At 67.7% G+C, this 17,399-nt stretch carries 15 protein-coding genes and 1 pseudogene; 12 read left to right on the top strand and 4 right to left on the bottom strand.

The features are described 5' to 3' along the window. Positions 1 to 56 precede the first annotated feature (56 nt). Genes AB4Y44_RS19945 through AB4Y44_RS19930 form a run of 4 tightly spaced genes read left to right on the top strand, consistent with a single transcriptional unit; the run spans position 57 to position 4,631 of the window. Positions 57 to 914 carry an ATP-binding cassette domain-containing protein gene (locus tag AB4Y44_RS19945; RefSeq protein WP_342919987.1) on the top strand — a complete coding sequence of 286 codons (858 nt, stop codon included), beginning with the start codon at positions 57 to 59 and terminating at the stop codon, positions 912 to 914. 11 nt (positions 915 to 925) lie between these two features. Next, positions 926 to 2,221 carry a sugar ABC transporter permease gene (locus AB4Y44_RS19940; protein WP_368700641.1) on the top strand — a complete coding sequence of 432 codons (1,296 nt, stop codon included), beginning with the start codon at positions 926 to 928 and terminating at the stop codon, positions 2,219 to 2,221. 34 nt (positions 2,222 to 2,255) lie between these two features. Then, the gene (locus AB4Y44_RS19935) at positions 2,256 to 2,984 is read left to right on the top strand and encodes an SDR family oxidoreductase (protein ID WP_368700640.1); all 729 of its coding nucleotides are present in this window, start codon (positions 2,256 to 2,258) and stop codon (positions 2,982 to 2,984) included. 18 nt (positions 2,985 to 3,002) lie between these two features. Next, the gene (locus AB4Y44_RS19930) at positions 3,003 to 4,631 is read left to right on the top strand and encodes an FGGY-family carbohydrate kinase (RefSeq protein WP_368700639.1); all 1,629 of its coding nucleotides are present in this window, start codon (positions 3,003 to 3,005) and stop codon (positions 4,629 to 4,631) included. 23 nt (positions 4,632 to 4,654) lie between these two features. Here AB4Y44_RS19930 and AB4Y44_RS19925 read toward each other — a convergent pair whose 3' ends face one another. Next, positions 4,655 to 5,920: a multidrug effflux MFS transporter gene (locus AB4Y44_RS19925; protein WP_368700638.1), complete on the bottom strand. Its 1,266-nt coding sequence runs from the start codon at positions 5,918 to 5,920 to the stop codon at positions 4,655 to 4,657. Between the two features lie 217 nt (positions 5,921 to 6,137). On the opposite strand from AB4Y44_RS19925, the gene AB4Y44_RS19920 reads away from it, so the two are divergent. Further along, positions 6,138 to 6,401 carry a DUF6723 family protein gene (locus tag AB4Y44_RS19920; protein ID WP_342919992.1) on the top strand — a complete coding sequence of 88 codons (264 nt, stop codon included), beginning with the start codon at positions 6,138 to 6,140 and terminating at the stop codon, positions 6,399 to 6,401. Between the two features lie 37 nt (positions 6,402 to 6,438). Here the strand turns inward: AB4Y44_RS19920 and AB4Y44_RS19915 are convergent, their stop codons facing one another. After that, complete coding sequence (locus tag AB4Y44_RS19915) at positions 6,439 to 7,593, bottom strand: Kelch repeat-containing protein (RefSeq protein WP_368700637.1); 1,155 nt, start codon at positions 7,591 to 7,593, stop codon at positions 6,439 to 6,441. Between the two features lie 286 nt (positions 7,594 to 7,879). On the opposite strand from AB4Y44_RS19915, the pseudogene AB4Y44_RS19910 reads away from it, so the two are divergent. Both AB4Y44_RS19910 and AB4Y44_RS19905 read left to right on the top strand, forming a co-directional pair. After that, positions 7,880 to 9,013: pseudogene (locus AB4Y44_RS19910) on the top strand (cysteine desulfurase family protein); the annotation flags it as partial. A 70-nt stretch (positions 9,014 to 9,083) separates the two neighbouring features. Next, positions 9,084 to 9,890, top strand: a complete 807-nt coding sequence (locus AB4Y44_RS19905) for a sulfite exporter TauE/SafE family protein (protein ID WP_342919994.1) — start codon at positions 9,084 to 9,086, stop codon at positions 9,888 to 9,890. Positions 9,891 to 9,910: 20 nt separating this feature from the next. Here the strand turns inward: AB4Y44_RS19905 and gcvA are convergent, their stop codons facing one another. Then, positions 9,911 to 10,840 carry a transcriptional regulator GcvA gene (gcvA, locus tag AB4Y44_RS19900; protein ID WP_368700636.1) on the bottom strand — a complete coding sequence of 310 codons (930 nt, stop codon included), beginning with the start codon at positions 10,838 to 10,840 and terminating at the stop codon, positions 9,911 to 9,913. 157 nt (positions 10,841 to 10,997) lie between these two features. Here gcvA and AB4Y44_RS19895 point away from each other — a divergent pair, with 157 nt between their 5' ends. From AB4Y44_RS19895 to AB4Y44_RS19885, 3 genes are all read left to right on the top strand, one after another. Further along, the gene (locus AB4Y44_RS19895; RefSeq protein ID WP_368700635.1) at positions 10,998 to 11,801 is read left to right on the top strand and encodes a hypothetical protein; all 804 of its coding nucleotides are present in this window, start codon (positions 10,998 to 11,000) and stop codon (positions 11,799 to 11,801) included. Between the two features lie 162 nt (positions 11,802 to 11,963). After that, a complete protein-coding gene (locus AB4Y44_RS19890; RefSeq protein ID WP_342919997.1) occupies positions 11,964 to 12,233 on the top strand; it encodes a MoaD/ThiS family protein in 270 nt (89 codons plus the stop codon). A 58-nt stretch (positions 12,234 to 12,291) separates the two neighbouring features. Beyond that, positions 12,292 to 13,410 carry a WD40/YVTN/BNR-like repeat-containing protein gene (locus AB4Y44_RS19885; RefSeq protein WP_368700634.1) on the top strand — a complete coding sequence of 373 codons (1,119 nt, stop codon included), beginning with the start codon at positions 12,292 to 12,294 and terminating at the stop codon, positions 13,408 to 13,410. A 21-nt stretch (positions 13,411 to 13,431) separates the two neighbouring features. Here AB4Y44_RS19885 and AB4Y44_RS19880 read toward each other — a convergent pair whose 3' ends face one another. After that, a complete protein-coding gene (locus AB4Y44_RS19880) occupies positions 13,432 to 14,349 on the bottom strand; it encodes a LysR family transcriptional regulator (protein WP_368700633.1) in 918 nt (305 codons plus the stop codon). Between the two features lie 131 nt (positions 14,350 to 14,480). Between AB4Y44_RS19880 and AB4Y44_RS19875 the strand changes: the two genes are divergently transcribed. Both AB4Y44_RS19875 and AB4Y44_RS19870 read left to right on the top strand, forming a co-directional pair. Further along, on the top strand, positions 14,481 to 15,770 hold the full coding sequence (locus AB4Y44_RS19875) for an MFS transporter (RefSeq protein ID WP_368700632.1): 1,290 nt from the start codon (positions 14,481 to 14,483) through the stop codon (positions 15,768 to 15,770). A gap of 75 nt (positions 15,771 to 15,845) precedes the next feature. Further along, positions 15,846 to 17,354 (top strand): M81 family metallopeptidase, encoded by a 1,509-nt coding sequence (locus AB4Y44_RS19870; RefSeq protein WP_368700631.1) that lies wholly within the window; start codon positions 15,846 to 15,848, stop codon positions 17,352 to 17,354. Positions 17,355 to 17,399: the final 45 nt, after the last annotated feature.

The raw sequence follows: 17,399 nt of genomic DNA, 5'->3' as shown, positions 1-17,399 counted from the left end.
CATGGCTGGGCCCGGCGCGCGCCGGGCCCCGAGAGCAACGAAGAGGTACCCATTTCATGACTGACGAATCCACCAACCGCGCAACGAACCGCGCAACGAACCGCGCCACGGACCGGGCCACGACAAGCGACGGCGCGCCCGGCGAGCTGGTGCTGAGCCTGCGCGGCATCTCGAAGCACTTCGGCGCGGTTTCGGCCCTCACGGATATCGAGCTCGATGTCCATGCGGGCGAGGTGGTCGCCCTCGTCGGCGACAACGGCGCGGGCAAATCGACGCTCGTGAAGATTCTGGCGGGCGTGCACCAGCCGAGCGCCGGGACGATCACGTTTCGCGGCCAGCCGGTGAACCTTTCGGATCCGGGCACGGCGCTCGACCTGGGGATCGCAACGGTGTTCCAGGACCTCGCGCTGTGCGAGAACCTCGACGTCGTGGCGAACATCTTCCTCGGCCGCGAGTTGAGCCCGTACCGGCTCGACGAGGTCACGATGGAAGTGAAGGCCTGGACGCTCCTCAACGAGCTTTCCGCGCGCATTCCCAGCGTGCGCGACGTGGTCGCCTCGCTCTCGGGCGGCCAGCGCCAGACCGTGGCGATCGCGCGCTCGCTGCTGCTCGACCCGAAGCTCATCATGCTCGACGAACCGACCGCCGCGCTCGGCGTGGCCCAGACCGCCGAGGTGCTGAACCTGATCGAGCGCGTGCGCGACCGCGGGCACGCCGTCATCATGATCAGCCACAACATGGAAGACGTGCGCGCCGTGGCCGACCGCATCGTCGTGCTGCGTCTCGGCCGTAACAACGGGATCTTCTATCCCGACTCCTCCAACGCCGAACTCGTGGCGGCGATCACCGGGGCGACGGAAAACGCGGTGTCGCGCCGCGCGGGCCGCCGCCAGGCGCAACAGGACGTGCAATGAAAGGAACGATCATGAGCAAGCCTATCCATGGCGCTCCGCAGCCTGAAAACCCGGACGGCTCGAAGCCCGATGCGAAGCCTTCCACGCTGCTCGACCGCAGCGACGTGCGCGTGAAGCATGCGAGCGGAATCGGCGAGAGCGTGTCGGCGTTCGTCGATCGCGTGCGCTCGGGCGACCTCGGTTCGCTCCCGGTCATCGCGGGGCTCGTGATCATCTGGACGGTGTTCACGAGCCTGAACCCCGTGTTTCTCTCCGCCGACAACCTCGTGAACATGCTGTTCGACTGCTCGACGGTCGGCGTCATTTCGCTTGGCATCGTCTGCGTGCTGCTGCTCGGGCAGATCGATCTCTCGGTGGGCTCGATGAGCGGCTTCGCTTCGGCGCTGGTCGGCACGTTGTGGGTCAACGACGGCTGGCCGGTGCTGCTCGCCATCGTCGCCGCGATTGCGGTGGGCGCGGTGATCGGCGCGCTGTACGCGCTGCTGCTCAACTGGATCGGCATGCCAAGTTTCGTCTCGACGCTCGCGGGGCTGCTCGCCATCCTCGGCATGCAGCTCTATGTGCTCGGCTCGACGGGGTCGATCAATTTGCCCTACGGCTCGGCGATGGTGAATTTCGGACAACTGATGGTGATCCCGCCGGTCGTCTCGCACGTGATCGCGCTGCTGCCCGGTATCGTGCTCCTGCTGCTCGGCATGCGCACGCGCACCCGCCGCCACGCGGCCAGGCTTTCGGCGCCTTCGGTCGCAGGCCTGCTCGGGCGCGCGGCGGCGCTGACCGTGTTCCTCGAAATCGTCGTGGCCTATCTCAACCGCGGGCGTGGCGTGCCGCTGATGTTCGGCCTCTTTCTGGGTCTCGCGGTCGTCATGCAGTACGCGCTCACGCGCACGCGCTGGGGCCGTTCGATGCACGCCGTGGGCGGCAATCATGAAGCCGCGCGGCGCGCGGGCATCAAGGTCGGCGCGATCTATACGAGCGCCTTCGTGCTGTGCGCGAGCCTCGCCGCCATCGGCGGCGTGCTGACGGCGGCGCGCCTCGCTTCGGCGAGCCAGCAGGCCGGCACCGGCGACGTCAACCTCAACGCCATCGCGGCGGCCGTGATCGGCGGCACGAGCCTGTTCGGCGGGCGCGGCAGCGCATGGTCGGCCGTGCTCGGCATCATCGTGATCCAGTCGATTGCGAGCGGCCTGACGCTGCTGAACCTGTCGTCGTCGCTGCGCTTCATGATTACCGGCGCCGTGCTGGCCATTGCGGTGATCGTCGATTCGCTCGCCCGCCAGTCGCGTGTTTCGCATGGCCGCGCCTGAGGCGTCGCCACCTGATTCAAGGAGAAAGTCACCCATGTCTGAATCGATCAAGGGAAAGGTCGCCGCCATTACGGGCGCGGCGTCCGGCATCGGCTTCGCGTGTGCGCGAGCGTTCGTGGACGAAGGCGCGAAGGTCGTGCTGATCGACCGCGCAGAGGACCGGCTCGCGAAATGTTGCGCGGAGCTCGGGCCCAATGCGCTGCCGCTTGCCATGGACCTGCTCAACCCGGCGGACTATGCGGCCATGCTGCCCAGGATCCTCGATCTGGCCGGCGGGCTCGACATCTTCCACGCCAACGCGGGCGCGTATATCGGCGGCGAGGTGGCGAACGGCAATCCCGACGAGTGGGACCGCATGCTCAACCTGAACATCAACGCCGCGTTTCGCTCGGTGCATGCGGTGCTGCCGCACATGATCGCGCAGAAGTCGGGCGACATCATTTTCACGAGTTCGGTGGCGGGCGTCGTGCCGGTGGTGTGGGAGCCGATTTACACGGCCTCGAAGTTCGCGGTACAGGCCTTTACGCACACGGTGCGCCGCCAGGTCGCGAAGCACGGCGTGCGCGTGGGCGCGGTGCTGCCGGGCCCCGTGGTCACCGCCTTGCTCGACGACTGGCCCAAGGCGAAGATGGACGAAGCGCTGGCCCAGGGCAGTCTCATGCAGCCGAAGGAAGTGGCCGATTCCGTGGTATTCATGCTCACGCGGCCACGCAACGTCACCATTCGCGACCTCGTGATCCTGCCGAACAGTGTCGATCTGTAAACCCACAGTCAACCAGCCATGACCTCAAATCACCAGGCCGGCGGCGCACGCCATACCGTTGGCGTCGATGTGGGCACGGGCAGCGCCCGCGCCGGCATTTTCGATTCCGCCGGACGCATGCGGGCGTCGGCGAAACACGACATCAGCGTGTTTCACGAGAGCGGCGCGATCGTCGAACAATCGAGCATGCAGATCTGGAACGCCGTGTGCCAGGCCGTGAAGGACGCGCTCGCGCAGGCCGCGGTCTCGCCGGAGCAGATCGCCGGGATCGGCTTCGACGCCACCTGTTCGCTCGTCGTGCTGGGCGAGGGCGGCACGCCGCTGCCCGTGGGCCCGTCCGAAGTGGCCGAGCGCGACATCATCGTGTGGATGGACCATCGCGCCGTGGCGCAGGCCGAGCGCATCAACGCCACGGGCCACGATGTGCTGCGCTTCGTGGGCGGCAAGATCTCTCCGGAGATGGAAACGCCCAAGCTGCTGTGGCTGCTGGAAAACCGGCCCGAGGTGTTCGCCGCGGCCTGGCAGTTCTTCGACCTGACCGACTTCCTCACATGGCGCGCCACGGGCGATCTTTCGCGCTCCACCTGCACCGTGACCTGCAAGTGGACCTATCTCGCGCACGAGCAGCGCTGGGACGAGAGCTACTTCCGCACCGTGGGTCTGGGCGTGCTCGCAGACGAAGGCTTTGCGCGCATCGGCCGCACGATCGTCGAGCCGGGCACGCCGCTCGGCAGCGGGCTCACGCCCGAGGCCGCCGAGCAGCTCGGCCTGCGCGCGGGCACCGCCGTCGCGACGGGCGTGATCGACGCGCACGCGGGCGGCATCGGCACGGTCGGCGCGCAAGGGCAGCCCGAGGCGTGCCTCGCGTATGTGTTCGGCACCTCGTCATGCACGATGACGACCACGCGCGACCCCGTGTTCGTGCCCGGCGTGTGGGGGCCGTACTACGCGGCGATGGTGCCCGGGGCGTGGCTCAACGAAGGCGGGCAGTCGGTGGCGGGCGCGGCGATCGAGCGGCTGCTCACGATGCATCCGCTCGCTGCAGAAGCCGCGAGCCGAGCGTCGAGCGAAGGCCAGTCGCTGCCGGCGATGCTTGCCGGGCTGGCGGTTCAGGCTGCGCAGGGTGAATCGGGCGCGGTGCGGCTCGCGCACGATGCTGGTCTGCACGTCGTGCCGGAATTCCTCGGCAACCGCGCGCCGTTTGCCGATCCGCACGCGCGGGCCGTCATCGCGGGGCTCGGCATGGAGACGGACCTGGAGAGCCTCGTCGCGCTCTATGTCGCGGGCATTGGCAGCATCGGCTATGGGCTGCGGCAGATCATCGAGGTGCAGGCCCAGGCGGGCGCGCCGATCGAGCAGGTCGTGATCAGCGGCGGCGCGGGCAGGCTCGACCTCGTGCGCCAGCTGCTCGCGGACGCTACGGGCAAGCCCGTGCTGGCCACTCACGCCGAGGAGCCCGTCCTGCTGGGCGCGGCGATGCTGGGCGCGGTGGCGGGCGGGCTATATGAAAACGCGCGCGAGGCGATGGCCGCGATGTCGCAGATCAGCAAGGTCTACGCCCCGGCCACGGGCGAGATCGCGGCGCTGCACGAAGCGCGTTACCGCGCCTTCACGCAGTTGCAGGACGTGGCGCGCGCGATCCGCTAATGGCCTGATCGGTAGCTAGCGGCTCACGCCGCCTCGCCGCTGCGCTGCGCGAGCACGGCGGCGGCCTGACTCTGCGCGAGGTGGCGCAGCAGCTTCGTCACCATCACGACGACGGTGAGCGCGAGCAGCACGAAGAACACCGCGAGCGGCGTGAGCACGTGCACGGAGACGAAACCGGCCAGCCCCATCATTGCCGAGGAAACGAGCAGCAGCGCGCAGCCGAGAATCGCGCTCGTCAAGCCCGCGATATGCGGGAACAGCGAATTGCCCTTGGCCATCAGCGTGGGGTACATCGCACCCGCGCACAGACCCATCACGAGTACCGGCACGGCGAGCGTCCACACGCGCAGGCCCACCGTGAGCGCGAGCACGAGCATGGCGATCGACGCGCCCGCCATCACGCGCGCCCCCACACGCAGACGTTGCTCCGGGGTAGGCAGGCGCGGGCCGTGGAGCCGGTTCGAGAGGCCGCCCAGGAAATACATCAGGCCGATGCCGAGCGCGAGATAGCCGAAGAAGGTGGGCGGCCGGTGCAGCGTGTTCTGGACCATGAACGGCCCGACGACGTTGAAGACGAGCAGGATGCTGTAGCACAGGCCCTGGGCGAGAAAGCAGCTCTGGAACACCGGGCTCGCGAGCACCTTGCCCGCGTTCGCGATGAGCGTGCGCGGCTCCAGCCGCACCGGTTGCCGCAAGGTCTCGCGAAAGCGCCACAGCAGCGCCCACATCACCACCGAATACACGAGCAGGAACACGAGGCAGGCCTTCCAGCCGAACAGCTCCTGCAGATGCGCGCCGATCACGGGCGCGATGATCGGCGCGAGTCCCCACGTAATCGACATGTAGGTGAACGCGTGCATGAGCGCCGTGCCAACGAACGAATCCGTGATGATGGCTTTGGCGAGCAGGTTGGTCGCGGCGATGCCGAAGCCCTGCAGGCAGCGCGCCAGCACGAAGGTTTCCAGATTCGGCGCGGCCAGCGAGAGCAGACAGCCGAGCGTATAGATCACGAGGCCGAAGGCCAGCACGCGCTTGCGCCCGAGGGCGTCGGAAATCGGCCCGAAGATGAGCTGGCCGAACGCGTAGGCGGCGAGATAAACGGACACGCTCGACTGGATCGCCTGCGGCGACGTCGCGAAGTAGCGCGCCATGGCTGGCAGCGCGGGCACGTAGATGTCGATGGCGAGCTGTCCGGCGGAGGCGAACAGGCAGATCAGGAACAGCAGGAAGCGCGGCGAGTTCGCCGGGCGTGCGGCGGTGGCTGGACGTTCGGGCAGATCGTGGGTCATGACAGCGTGAGAAGGGCGGATTGCGGTGCGGCGGCGCTGGAGGGCGATCGGGCTGCCTGTTCGGAAAGCGCGTTCGGATCACGAACGCAGCGTCCGGCGCGGCGGCGCAGGCGCGTATTGTGCCCGTTATCGCCGACTTCCGTGCGACGCCCCTCTCAGGCGCGGCGCTTGCTGGGCATCCGCATATCTCGCCCAGGATATTCCCCGGAGTGCCAACATGCCAGAGAAAAGGCCGAAAGAGGCCGCGCGCCGCCCGACCAGCGCGGAAGACTACGAAGTCTTCTGCGGCGAGCAGATCGACGGCGCGGGCCGCTACTACGGATTGCTGCGGATTCGCCGCAAGACCGATGGGCGGCTCATCTATCCGTTCGACGGCTGTTCGCGTCCGGGGCCGTGCGCAACGGGGCCACTGGCAAGGCAACAGGCACTCACGCTCGCGGACGAGCTGATTCGCGCGGACATCGCCATGCCCGAAGGGTGAGCCGGCCCTGCGTGCCGAAGGCGCAGCACGCCCAGGCTCAAAGCGAAAACACTTCGTGCACCGAAGTCTGAAACACGCCGCCATTCATCGGGCCGCCGCCCGCCACATGAATCGCATCGCCCACGACCGCCGCGCCCATGCCATGCCGCGGCGTGAGCATGGGCGCATAGGCCTGCCATGAATCGGTAGCCGGATCGTAGCCCTCGTTCTGCCCGAAGACGCGCCGCGTGCCTTCTCCACCCATGCAGAAGAAGCGCCCCCGCCACGCCGTGCCGCCGTGACCGGAGCGCGGTGTCGGCATGGGTGCGCGTTCTTCCCAGACGTCGCGCTTCGCGTCGTAGGCCACGTGCATGCCGGTGTTGAAGTCGAACGTATCCATGCGGCCGCCGGCCACGAGGATCCAGCCCGCGAGCGAGACGGCCGCCGTGTGGTCGCGCGGACCGGGAATGGGCGCGAGCGTCTTCCAGCTGTCGCTCTGCGGGTCGTACGCCTCGTGCCAGTCCACCGAGCGCGTGTCGCGGCCGCCGATCGCGTGCAGCAGGCCGTCGTGCGCCACGACGGAAATCGCGCCGCGCGAGCCGCGCGAAAGCGGGTGAATCGCGTGCCAGCGGTCGTCGGCCACGACATAGGCGTAGCAGTCGGGCACGGCGATGCGGTTCTGCTCGACGAAGCCGCCCATCGCATAGACCACGCCGTCGAGCGCCGCCACGCCGATATGATTCGCGCCGCGCGGAACGGGCGCGGCGTTGCGCCAGGCGCCGCGCGCCGCATCGAATACATGGTGATAGGCTCGCGCGACCTGGCCCGCGCCGTAGCCGCCGATCACGTGCATGCGTTCGCCCTCGCTCGTCGCCCACGCCATTTCGCTGCGCGGCAGCGGCAAGGGCGCGGCCGTGGTCCACGCGCCTTGCGGCGTGGCGCGCGGCGCGCTCGAGTAAAAGAAGCGCTGCGTGAACGCTGCGGGCGGCAGCTGCGTGGCGTTGGGGTCGCGCAGGCTCGCGTACAGTCCGCCGCGCTGGGCCGTCTGCATCGCTTGCGGGTCTGCGGGCATGTCCTGCATGTCCTCCGCAGCCATCGCACCACGCGGCGCGTACCAGGCGGTGCTGCCCGCGGCGAGGCCCAGTTCGAGGAAGCGGCGACGGGAAAGCGGCTTGGCGAACCTCGCGGAGATGGGCGGGAGGCGGGACGGCATCCAGCGCGCTCTTTCCGGGGTTCTTCTCACTCGCGCGGCGCGCAGTGGACACGGTACTCGCTTACGCTGTCGCCCACCTTGCGTGAGTGTGCACGCGCGATTGAGGGCGCGATCGGCTCCGCGTCGCCACGCTGCATCATCGGGTGTGTCGAGAATTTCATTTCGCGACGGGCCGGTCGAGGAGAATTGGATACTCCGCCCTTTGGAGAATCCGTTTAATTTTGGAACCATTTTTTAGCGCCCGACGCGTAGCATTTTTCGAAATTCCGTTGTGCGAGAAACGAAGATGAGCGAGAAGGGCGATTTGCGTTACTTTGACTATGCCGCGACCACCCCGGCGGACCCGCGTGTGATCGAGGCGATGTTCGGCTGTCTGGGCATGGAAGGCGACTTCGGCAACCCCGCCTCCAGCTCGCATGGCGCGGGCCAGCGTGCGCGGCGGCTCGTCGAGCAGGCGCGCAGGGACGTGGCGGCACTCATCGGCGCCGATGCAGAAGAGATCGTCTGGACGTCCGGCGCGACCGAGTCGAACAATCTCGCGCTCAAGGGCTATGCGGACCGCGCGACGCACAAGCGCCATCTCATCACGAGCCAGCTCGAGCACAAGGCCATTCTCGATACGATGACGAGCCTCGAATCACGCGGCATGACCGTCACGCGGCTCGCACCGGACGCGCATGGCGAAATCACGGCGCAGGCCGTGGCCGCCGCGCTCACACCCGACACCGGTCTCGTCTCGCTCATGCTGGTCAACAACGAGCTGGGCACGCTCACGGACGTCGCGGCGATTGCGCGCGTGGTGCATGCCGCCGGCGCGCTGCTGCACGTCGATGCGGCGCAGGCGCTCGGCAAGACGCCCATCGAGGTGAAGGCGATGGGCATCGACCTGCTCTCGATGTCGGCGCACAAGGTCTACGGGCCGAAGGGCATCGGCGCGATCTATGTGAGCCGCGAGGCGTTCGAGCACATCGCGCCGCAGATGCACGGCGGCGGCCACGAGCGCGGTCTGCGCTCGGGCACGCTGGCCACGCATCAGATCGTCGGCATGGGCGTGGCGTGCGTGATCGCGCGCGAGGCGCTGCAAGCGGACAGCGAGCGCATTGCACGGCTGGGCGAGCGCCTGCTGGCCGAGGTGCTCGCGTTGCCGGGCGTCACGCTCAACGCCGCGCGCGCCAGGCGCATTCCCCATACGCTGAGCCTCACGATCGATCTGCCGGGCTTCTTCCCGTTCCTGCTGACCGGCGACCTCGCGATCTCGTCGACTTCGGCCTGCAACTCGGCGGCGGGCACGCCGTCGCACGTGCTCACGGCCATCGGGGTTGGCGAAGAGGCGGCAAACCGCACGGTGCGCCTGAGCCTCGGGCGCTTCACGAAGCCGGAAGATGTCGATTTCGCGGTGGACTGCATTCGTCGCGCGGTGGCGCCGTGTCTGCCGGCCGCTGTGCCCGCTTGATCCTCGCGGTCAAAGTCACGATGAACATCGAAACCCGATGATCGTTTCACTCGTTCTCGGCGCCATGATCGGCGCGATGCTGGGACTCACGGGCGCGGGCGGCGGCATTCTGGCCGTGCCGGCCATCGTGGTGGGAATGGGCTGGCCCATGCAGCAGGCCACGCCGGTCGCCTTGATCGCCGTGGCGAGCAGTGCGGGCATCGGTGCGCTCGAAGCCTTCCGCGAGCGTCTGGTGCGCTATCGCGCGGCGTTCTGCATGGCGCTCGCGGGCGTGCCGACCACGTGGCTCGGCGTGCGCCTCGCGCAGGCCATGCCGCAGCGCCTGCTGCTCGCGCTCTTTGCCGGCGTGATGCTGTTCGTGGCCGTGCGGCTGCTGCGTCAGACCATCGGGAAAAAGCGCGCGCTGCCCGAAGCGTCGCCGCTTTGCGTGGGCCGCGTCAATCCCGACACCGGCCGCCTCGTGTGGTCGAAAGCAACGGCGCTCGCGCTGGCCTCGACCGGCGCGTTGACGGGTCTGATGACGGGCCTGCTCGGCGTGGGCGGCGGCTTCATCATCGTGCCCATGCTGCGCAAGCTCACGAACATTTCCATGCACGGCATCGTCGCGACGTCCCTGATGGTCATCGCGCTCGTGGGCTCCGGCGGCGTGGCGGCGACGGTGCTGCACGGCGTGCCGCTGCAGCTCGACCTCACACTGTGGTTCAGCGTCGCGACCGTCGCCGGCATGATGCTGGGGCGTCACGTTTCACACCGCGTTTCCTCGCGGCATACGCAGATGGGCTTCGCCGCCATTCTGGTGTGCGTGGCGTGCGGCATGCTCGCCAAGGTGGCGCTCGGCTACTGAGCCTTGCGCTTGATTCGCCCTCAACCGGCCTCGGCGAGAAAGACGCGGATTTCGTCGGCGAGCCAGTCGCGCACGGCGCGCACCTTGGGGTCGTCGCGGCTGCCGATGCGATAGACGAGGTCATGGCCGCGCTCGGACTCGAGACGCAACTGCGGGAACGGCGCGACGAGCCGGCCTGCCGCGATGTCGTCTGCCACGATCACGCTGCGCCCCAGCGCGACACCTTCTCCGCGGATCGCCGCCTCGATCGCGAGGCTCCCATGGCTGTAGGCCGTGCCGCGATCGCTGCGCACGCCGCTCAACCCCGCCAGCGCCAGCCATTGTTCCCAGTTCGCGAGCATGCCGCCCTCATGCAGCAAGGTGCAGCGCGCGAGACTCTCGACCGATGCCATGCCGCCCATCTTCGCCCGATAGTCGGCACTGCAAACCGGCGTGACGGTTTCGTCGAGAATGCGCTCGGCCAGCACGCGTGGATAGCGTCCGCTGCCGTAGCGAATCGCCACGTCGACATCCGAGTCGTTGAGATCGACGTATTTGTCGGTCACGTCGAGGTGGACGTCGAGTTCCGGATGGCGGGCCTTGAGGCGATGCAGGCGCGGCGCCAGCCAGCGGTTCGCAAAGGACACGCTGGCGTTGATCTTCAGGCGCGTGACGCTGTCGTGCGTGCGCAGGCGCTCGGACTCCTTGGTCAGTTCGGCGAGCGCGCGGTTCACGGCCAGCAGGAACTCGGCGCCCGCCTCGGTCAGGACGATGCGACGCGTGAGGCGCTGGAACAGCGCCACGCCCAGATGGCTTTCGAGCGTCTTGATGTGCCGGCTCACGGCGCCATGCGTGACGTGCAGCTCCTGCGCCGCCAGCGTCATGCTGAGGAGCCGCCCGGTGGCTTCAAAGGCGCGCAGGGTTTGCAGCGGGGGAAGGCGGTCGAACATGGAGCCGGGTAAGTGCGTCACGTGTGAGTTTTGCTCACGCATTATATGACGACAAATGGTTTGTCAGCCACGTTGACGGGCTTCACTATGGGCATAAAGTCGCAGGACGTAGCGTAACCACTGTTATGCCCGCGGCGCATTCCTGACAGTTGGCATTTTCCGCATCGCGTCGCTCATCATGGATCTTCTGCTTTTCAAGCTCGTCTTTACGCCGTTGTTGCTGTTGGCCGCCAGTCTCGCCGCTCGCCGCTGGGGCGAAGCGGTCGGCGGGTTGCTCGTGGGGTTGCCGCTCACCTCGGGGCCGGTCTCGGTTTTTCTCGCGCTGGAGCACGGACCGGCATTCGCCGCGCAGGCGACGGCGGGTTCGCTCGTCGCAACGGCTGCGCAGGCGGCGTTTTGCGTCATCTATTGCCGGCTCGCGGCGCGCGGGTGGAAGGTGGCGCTGGCGGGCGCAGGCGCCACGTTCGCCCTCGTGGCCCTCGTGCTGCAATGGGGCGCGCTGCCTACGCATGGTCTTTACCTCTTCGCCATTCTGGCCATTGCTCTTGCGCTCAACCTGATTCCCAACAAGCCGGCAAGAACGGTGCGCCTCACGCCGCCGTGGTGGGATTTGCCGTCGCGCATGATGCTCATTGCCGGTCTCGTGGTGAGCGTGACACTGATCGCGCCTTACGTCGGAGCCGAGGCGAGCGGCGTGCTCGCGTCGTTCCCCTTCATGGCGATCATCCTCGCGGTGTTCGCGCACCGCCTGATCGGTCATGAGGCAGCGCAGCAACTGATGCGCGGCATGACCACGGGACTGCTGGGTTTCGCGTCGTTCTTCTTCGTGCTGAGCCTCACGCTCACGCACTGGAACCTGCTGGCGGCCTACGGGACCGCGATTCTCTGCGTGCTCACGATCCAGGCGATTTCCCTGTATCGCATGCGCCTGCCGACACCGTGCCTGCACGGCAAGTCCAAGCCCGAAGGCAGCGCGCCGTAACGGCCGGCTTTACATCCGGCGGGCCTCGGTGGGCCGCGCCGCGCGTGCTGCGCTGCATCGCGGGACGTTGGCTGCGGGATGCGCCAACGACTCGACGCCCACGGCGGATGGCCTACACTACAGATCCGGCGGATGCGGCCGTTTCCGCGCCGCCGGCCCGCCATGGCGCACCTCTTCTTTGCAGCTTCGATTCAGCGGCACGTCGCGACGCCCGAGCGCGAGATCGACGCGCGCACGCTTCGCGAAGCGTTCGATGCCGTGTTTGCCGAGCAGCCGCGTTTGCGCGGCTACATCCTCGACGATCAGGGCGCGTTGCGTAAGCATCTGGCGGTGTTCGTGGACGGCGTTCGCCTGCGCGACCGGGAGCATCTGAGCGACGCGCTCGGCGAGCAGAGCCGCGTGTACGTCGTGCAGGCGCTGTCCGGCGGATGAGCCGCCGCTTTGCATGGGACCAGAGCGCTGACTCTGGCTCGACAGGAGGGCACACGAGATGAGCGATCGACTGCTGGTCGCAACCCGCAAGGGGTTGTTCGTACTGCAAGCCGATGGAGTGGGCGGCTGGACAATCGGCGAACCTGAGTTCGTGGGCGAGCCGGTGAGCATGGTGATGCCCGACGCGCGCGACGGCTCGCTCTATGCCGCACTCAACCTGGGCCACTTCGGCGTGAAGCTGCATCGCCGGCGTGCCGGCATGGCGGACTGGGAAGAATGCGCGGTGCCCGTCTATCCGCCCCAGCCTGCTGAGGACATTGCGGCCAGCGAACCGGACGCATTGGGCCGGCTGCCCGCGCCGTGGTCGCTCCAGCAGATCTGGTCGCTCGAACCGGGCGGCGCGGACGAGCCGGGCGTGCTGTGGGCGGGCACGATCCCTGGCGGCCTGTTCCGCTCCGCCGATGGCGGCGACAGCTGGGAACTCAACCGGCCGCTGTGGGACCGCCCGGAGCGGCGCGAATGGGCGGGCGGCGGCTACGACGCGCCGGGCATTCACTCGGTGATGGTCGATCCGCGCGACAGCCGGCACGTGACGGTGGGCGTGTCGTGCGGCGGCGTCTGGCAGACCGGCGACGGCGGCGCGAGCTGGCGCCTCACGGCCGAGGGCATGGAAGCCGACTACATGCCGCCCGAGCGGCGCGGCGAACCCAACGCGCAAGACCCGCACCGCGTGGTGCAATGCGCGGCGAATCCGGATGTGCTGTGGACCCAGCATCACTGCGCGATCTTCCGCTCGACCGACGGTGCGGCCCACTGGCGGCGCATCGAAGCGCAGCCGTCGAGCTTCGGTTTCGCGGTCGTGGTGCATCCGCGCGAGCCCGATACCGCGTGGTTCGTGCCGGCCCAAAAAGACCAGTACCGCGTTCCCGTGGATGGCCGGTTCGTCGTGACGCGCACGCGCGACGGCGGGCGCACCTTCGAGCGTTTCTCGAACGGGTTGCCGGCGGCCCCGGCGTACGACCTCGTCTACCGCCACGGACTCGATATCGACGACTCCGGCACGCGCCTCGCCATGGGCTCGACCACGGGCGCGCTCTGGACCTCGGACGATGGCGGCGAAAACTGGCAACTCGTTTCGGCGCACTTGCCGCCGGTGTATTGCGTGCGCTTCGGGTGACGGACGCCTTCCAGCCCGCGTTCATCCCGCGGGCTGAAACATCGTCATGCGCTGCAGGATCCAGTCGAGCAACTCATGCGCGGCCGCCACGAGCGGCCGCCCCGACTTCACGAGCACGCGCGCCTTCGTGCCTTTGAATAGCGCGTGATCGATTGGCACGGTCACGAGTTCGCCCGCTTCGATCTCGCGCGAGGCGGCGAACTCGCCGATCAGCGTCGCGAAGTTTTCCACAGCGACAAAACGCTTGAGCGCGGTCAGCGAATTCGTGGTGAGCGTCGCGCGTATCTCGATGTTCTCCGCGAACGCCAGCATGTTCGCGAGATGCCCGATGCCGAACGTGCTGGGCATCAACGCGAGCGGCCACGCGAGCAGATCGTCAATCGTCGCGGGCGCGCCCCGCCGCGCGAGCGGATGGTCGCGGCGCACCAGCAGCACGACGGGCTGCGCCGAGCTCGCGCGGTACTCGATGCGCTCGTGCGGCGGCGGATTGAACGCGAGGCCGATATGCGCGCGGCTCTCGGCGACCTCATTGAGAACGTCGTCGACGGGGAGCATCGTGAGGCTCACGTCGAGCTTCGGATAGTGCGCGCAGAACGGCGTGATGACCTCGGCGACGAGCGCATCCACGTAGCCCTCGCTCACGGCCAGATCCACGCGGCCCTGCTGGAGCCCGCGCAACGCGTGCAGCTGGTCCTCGAACTTCTCCTGCTGCGCGCGATAGCCGCGCCAGAACTCCAGCAGATGCGCTGCCGCTTCGGTGGGCTTCACGCCGCGCGCCTGGCGCTCGAACAGTTGCGCGCCCAGTTCGTCCTCCAGCAGCCTGATTTGCCGCGTGATGACCGAGGGCGAGGTGTTCAGGCTGTCCGCGGCGCCGCGGATCGTGCCGTGCGTGAGCACCTCGTGGAAATAACGCAGCCGCTGCTGATTGATTTCGCGCATCGCGCCCTCGTTCGCGTAAAGGGACTGTTGCCCAAAAAAGAACGATATGTGAACTTTGTTGCTCTTGCTAGCGAAGTATGCCCTGGCCAGGATGGTATTGCGCACGACGCAAACCAGACAGGAGACAGGACATGGCCGCCATTCTTCCCCGCGCGAGAAGCCTCGACGCTTCCGCGCTCTACGGCAGGATCAACGCGCGATTGCTGCCGTTTCTGCTGATCTGCTATTTGTTTGCTTACCTCGACCGTGTAAACGTCGGGTTCGCCAAGCTGCAGATGCAGACCGACCTCGGCTTCTCCGATGCGGCCTATGGCGTGGGCGCGGGCATATTCTTCATCGGCTATGTGCTGTTCGAACTGCCGAGCAATCTGCTGTTGCCGAAGATCGGGGCGCGCAAGACCTTCGGGCGCATTCTCGTGCTGTGGGGCATCACGTCGGCGTGCATGCTGTTCGTGCGCAGCGTGCCCGCGTTCTACGCCATGCGCTTCCTGCTAGGCGTGTTCGAAGCGGGCTTTGCGCCGGGCATGATCTTCTATCTCTCGCGCTGGTACGGCCCCTCGCGCATGGCGCGCGCCATTGCGATGGTGTTTCTGGCCGGGCCGATCGGCGGCATTGTCGGCGGCCCGGTTTCGGCGGCCATCATGAGCACGCTTGCGGGGAAGGCGGGCCTTGCGGGCTGGCAATGGATGTTTCTCGTGGAAGGCCTGCCGTGCATCGTGCTCGGCATCGCGACGTTCCTCTATCTGCCCGACCGTCCGGCCGACGCGGCGTGGCTGAGCGACACCGAAAAGCGCCAGATCGAAGCCGAAGTCGGCGCGCCGGAGGCCCACGCCACCTCGTTCGGCAGCGTGCTGCGCGACCGCAAGGTCTATGTACTCGCGTTTGCGTACTTCTGCATCATCGCGTCGATTTACGCCATCAGCTTCTGGCTGCCCGCCATTCTCAAGGCGCAGGGCGTGAGCAATCTGATCACGCTGGGCTGGTACACGTCGATTCCGTATGTCGCGGCGGCAGTGGGCATGCTCTATATGGGCCGCCGTTCGGACCGGCTAGGCGAGCGGCGCTTTCACTGCGCCGTGCCGGCCGCGGCCGCCGCGCTGCTTTTCGCGCTGTGCGCAGCCACGGGCAATCACCTGGCGCCCACGCTCGCGCTGCTCACGCTCGTGACGATGGCGCTGTGGATGGCCTACACCGTCTTCTGGGCGATTCCGCCCGAGTACATCAAGGGGCCGGCCGCGGCGGGCGGCATCGCGCTCATCAACACCATCGGGCTTTCCGGCGGATTCTGGGGGCCCGCGGCGATCGGCTGGATCAAGACGGCGGCCGGCAGCCTCCAGCCGGCGCTGCTCGCCATGGCGGGCGTGTCGCTCATCGGCGCGCTGCTGATTCTTTCGGTCAGGCTCGCGGGCGCGAAGCCCTGAACGTACGTTGCTGCCTTCAAGGCACGACACGAAATGTATTTGATCAGTCATCCTATGCAAGTGAGGTAAGAGAAAATGAAGATTCTCATCGCGGGCTTCCAGCACGAAACCAACACGTTCGCCCCGACGAAAGCCAGTTATCAAAGCTTCGTTCAGGGCGAGGGCTTTCCGCCGCTCACGCGCGGCGCCGATGTGCTCTCGCTGCGCGACGTGAACGTGCCCGCCGGCGGCTTCATCCAGGCGGCGGAAGCGGCCGGCCATACGCTCGTGCCGGTCGTCTGGGCCGGGGCGAGCGCTTCCGCGCACGTGACCGAAGACGCGTTCGAGCGCATTGCCGGCGAAATCGTCGATGCCGTGCGGCGCGGCGGCTTCGACGCGATCTACCTCGACCTGCACGGCGCGATGGTCACCGAGCATCTCGACGACGGCGAGGGCGCGCTGCTCGCGCGCGTGCGGGCCATCGTGGGCCGCGGGATGCCCGTGGTGGTCTCGCTCGATCTGCACGCCAACGTGACCGAGCAGATGTTCACGCACGCCGACGCCATGGTCGCGTATCGCACCTATCCGCACGTCGACATGGCCGAAACGGGCGCGCGCGCCGCGCAGATCCTCACGCGCCTCGTCGCGGAGCCCGGGCGCAGGCTCAAGCTCAAGCGCTACGTGCGCCGCATTCCGTTCCTGATTCCCGTGAACGGCATGTGCACGCTCGCGGAACCGGCGCGCGGCACCTACGCCCATCTCGCGCAGCTGGAGGACGATTCGGTCGTCTCGCTTTCGTTCGCGCCGGGCTTTCCGGCCGCCGATTTTCCCGAGTGCGGCGCGGCCGTGTGGGGTTACGGCTTCGATGAGGCCGCCGTCATTGCGGTGGTGAACGAATTGGCGTCGGCCATCGTCGAGCAGGAGCGCGACTGGGAAGTGCGCTTTCTCGACCCCGACGCCGCCGTGCGCGAAGCCCTGCGCCTCGCCGAGCACGCCACGCAGCCGGTGGTCATCGCCGACACCCAGGACAACCCGGGCGTGGGCGGCGACTCGAACACGATGGGCCTCGTGCGTGCACTATTGCGCCAGGGCGCGCGCGACGCGGCCGTGGGCCTGATCTGGGACCCGCAGGCGGCCGCGAAGGCGCACGAAGCGGGCGTGGGCGCGACGATCGAACTGGCGCTCGCGGGCGGCAAGGGCGTGCCCGGCGACGCGCCACTTGCCGGGCGTTTCGTCGTGGAGCATCTCGCCGATGGGCGCGTACGTTTCGACGGCCCGATGATGAACGGTATGTGGACCGAGATCGGGCCGGTGGCGTGCCTGCGCATCGACGGCGTGAAGATCGCGGTGAGCTCAGTCAAGATGCAGATCTTCGACCGCAATCTGTATCGCGCCGCGGGTATCGAACCGGAGCGCATGAAGATTCTGGTGAACAAGAGTTCGGTCCACTATCGCGCAGATTTCGACGCGATAGCCTCGGCGCATCTCGTGGCGAAGGCGCCCGGCCCCATGGCCGCCGACCCCGCCGATCTGCCGTGGCAGCGCATCGATACGCGCTTGCGCCTGCGTCCGAACGGGGTGTCGCTGAGCGAAATGCGGGAGTAGCGAGGGGTTTTGTACCGTTGTGTATCCACCGTGGCAATGGACAAG

Origin of the sequence: Paraburkholderia sp. BR10937, from assembly GCF_040965695.1 — a bacterium.
In the GTDB taxonomy this organism is placed as follows: domain Bacteria; phylum Pseudomonadota; class Gammaproteobacteria; order Burkholderiales; family Burkholderiaceae; genus Paraburkholderia.
This window is presented reverse-complemented; position numbering and strand designations above follow the sequence as displayed.

Excerpts from the sequence above, each read along its gene's own strand:
- AB4Y44_RS19885 (WP_368700634.1), top strand. The coding sequence starts at position 12,292 with ATGAGCGATCGACTGCTGGTCGCAACCCGCAAGGGGTTGTTCGTACTG.
- AB4Y44_RS19935 (WP_368700640.1), top strand. The coding sequence starts at position 2,256 with ATGTCTGAATCGATCAAGGGAAAGGTCGCCGCCATTACGGGCGCGGCG.
- AB4Y44_RS19895 (WP_368700635.1), top strand. The coding sequence starts at position 10,998 with ATGGATCTTCTGCTTTTCAAGCTCGTCTTTACGCCGTTGTTGCTGTTG.
- AB4Y44_RS19905 (WP_342919994.1), top strand. The coding sequence starts at position 9,084 with ATGATCGTTTCACTCGTTCTCGGCGCCATGATCGGCGCGATGCTGGGA.
- AB4Y44_RS19925 (WP_368700638.1), bottom strand. The coding sequence starts at position 5,920 with ATGACCCACGATCTGCCCGAACGTCCAGCCACCGCCGCACGCCCGGCG.
- AB4Y44_RS19890 (WP_342919997.1), top strand. The coding sequence starts at position 11,964 with ATGGCGCACCTCTTCTTTGCAGCTTCGATTCAGCGGCACGTCGCGACG.
- AB4Y44_RS19870 (WP_368700631.1), top strand. The coding sequence starts at position 15,846 with ATGAAGATTCTCATCGCGGGCTTCCAGCACGAAACCAACACGTTCGCC.
- AB4Y44_RS19940 (WP_368700641.1), top strand. The coding sequence starts at position 926 with ATGAGCAAGCCTATCCATGGCGCTCCGCAGCCTGAAAACCCGGACGGC.
- AB4Y44_RS19915 (WP_368700637.1), bottom strand. The coding sequence starts at position 7,593 with ATGCCGTCCCGCCTCCCGCCCATCTCCGCGAGGTTCGCCAAGCCGCTT.
- AB4Y44_RS19875 (WP_368700632.1), top strand. The coding sequence starts at position 14,481 with ATGGCCGCCATTCTTCCCCGCGCGAGAAGCCTCGACGCTTCCGCGCTC.
- AB4Y44_RS19945 (WP_342919987.1), top strand. The coding sequence starts at position 57 with ATGACTGACGAATCCACCAACCGCGCAACGAACCGCGCAACGAACCGC.
- AB4Y44_RS19920 (WP_342919992.1), top strand. The coding sequence starts at position 6,138 with ATGCCAGAGAAAAGGCCGAAAGAGGCCGCGCGCCGCCCGACCAGCGCG.
- AB4Y44_RS19930 (WP_368700639.1), top strand. The coding sequence starts at position 3,003 with ATGACCTCAAATCACCAGGCCGGCGGCGCACGCCATACCGTTGGCGTC.
- AB4Y44_RS19880 (WP_368700633.1), bottom strand. The coding sequence starts at position 14,349 with ATGCGCGAAATCAATCAGCAGCGGCTGCGTTATTTCCACGAGGTGCTC.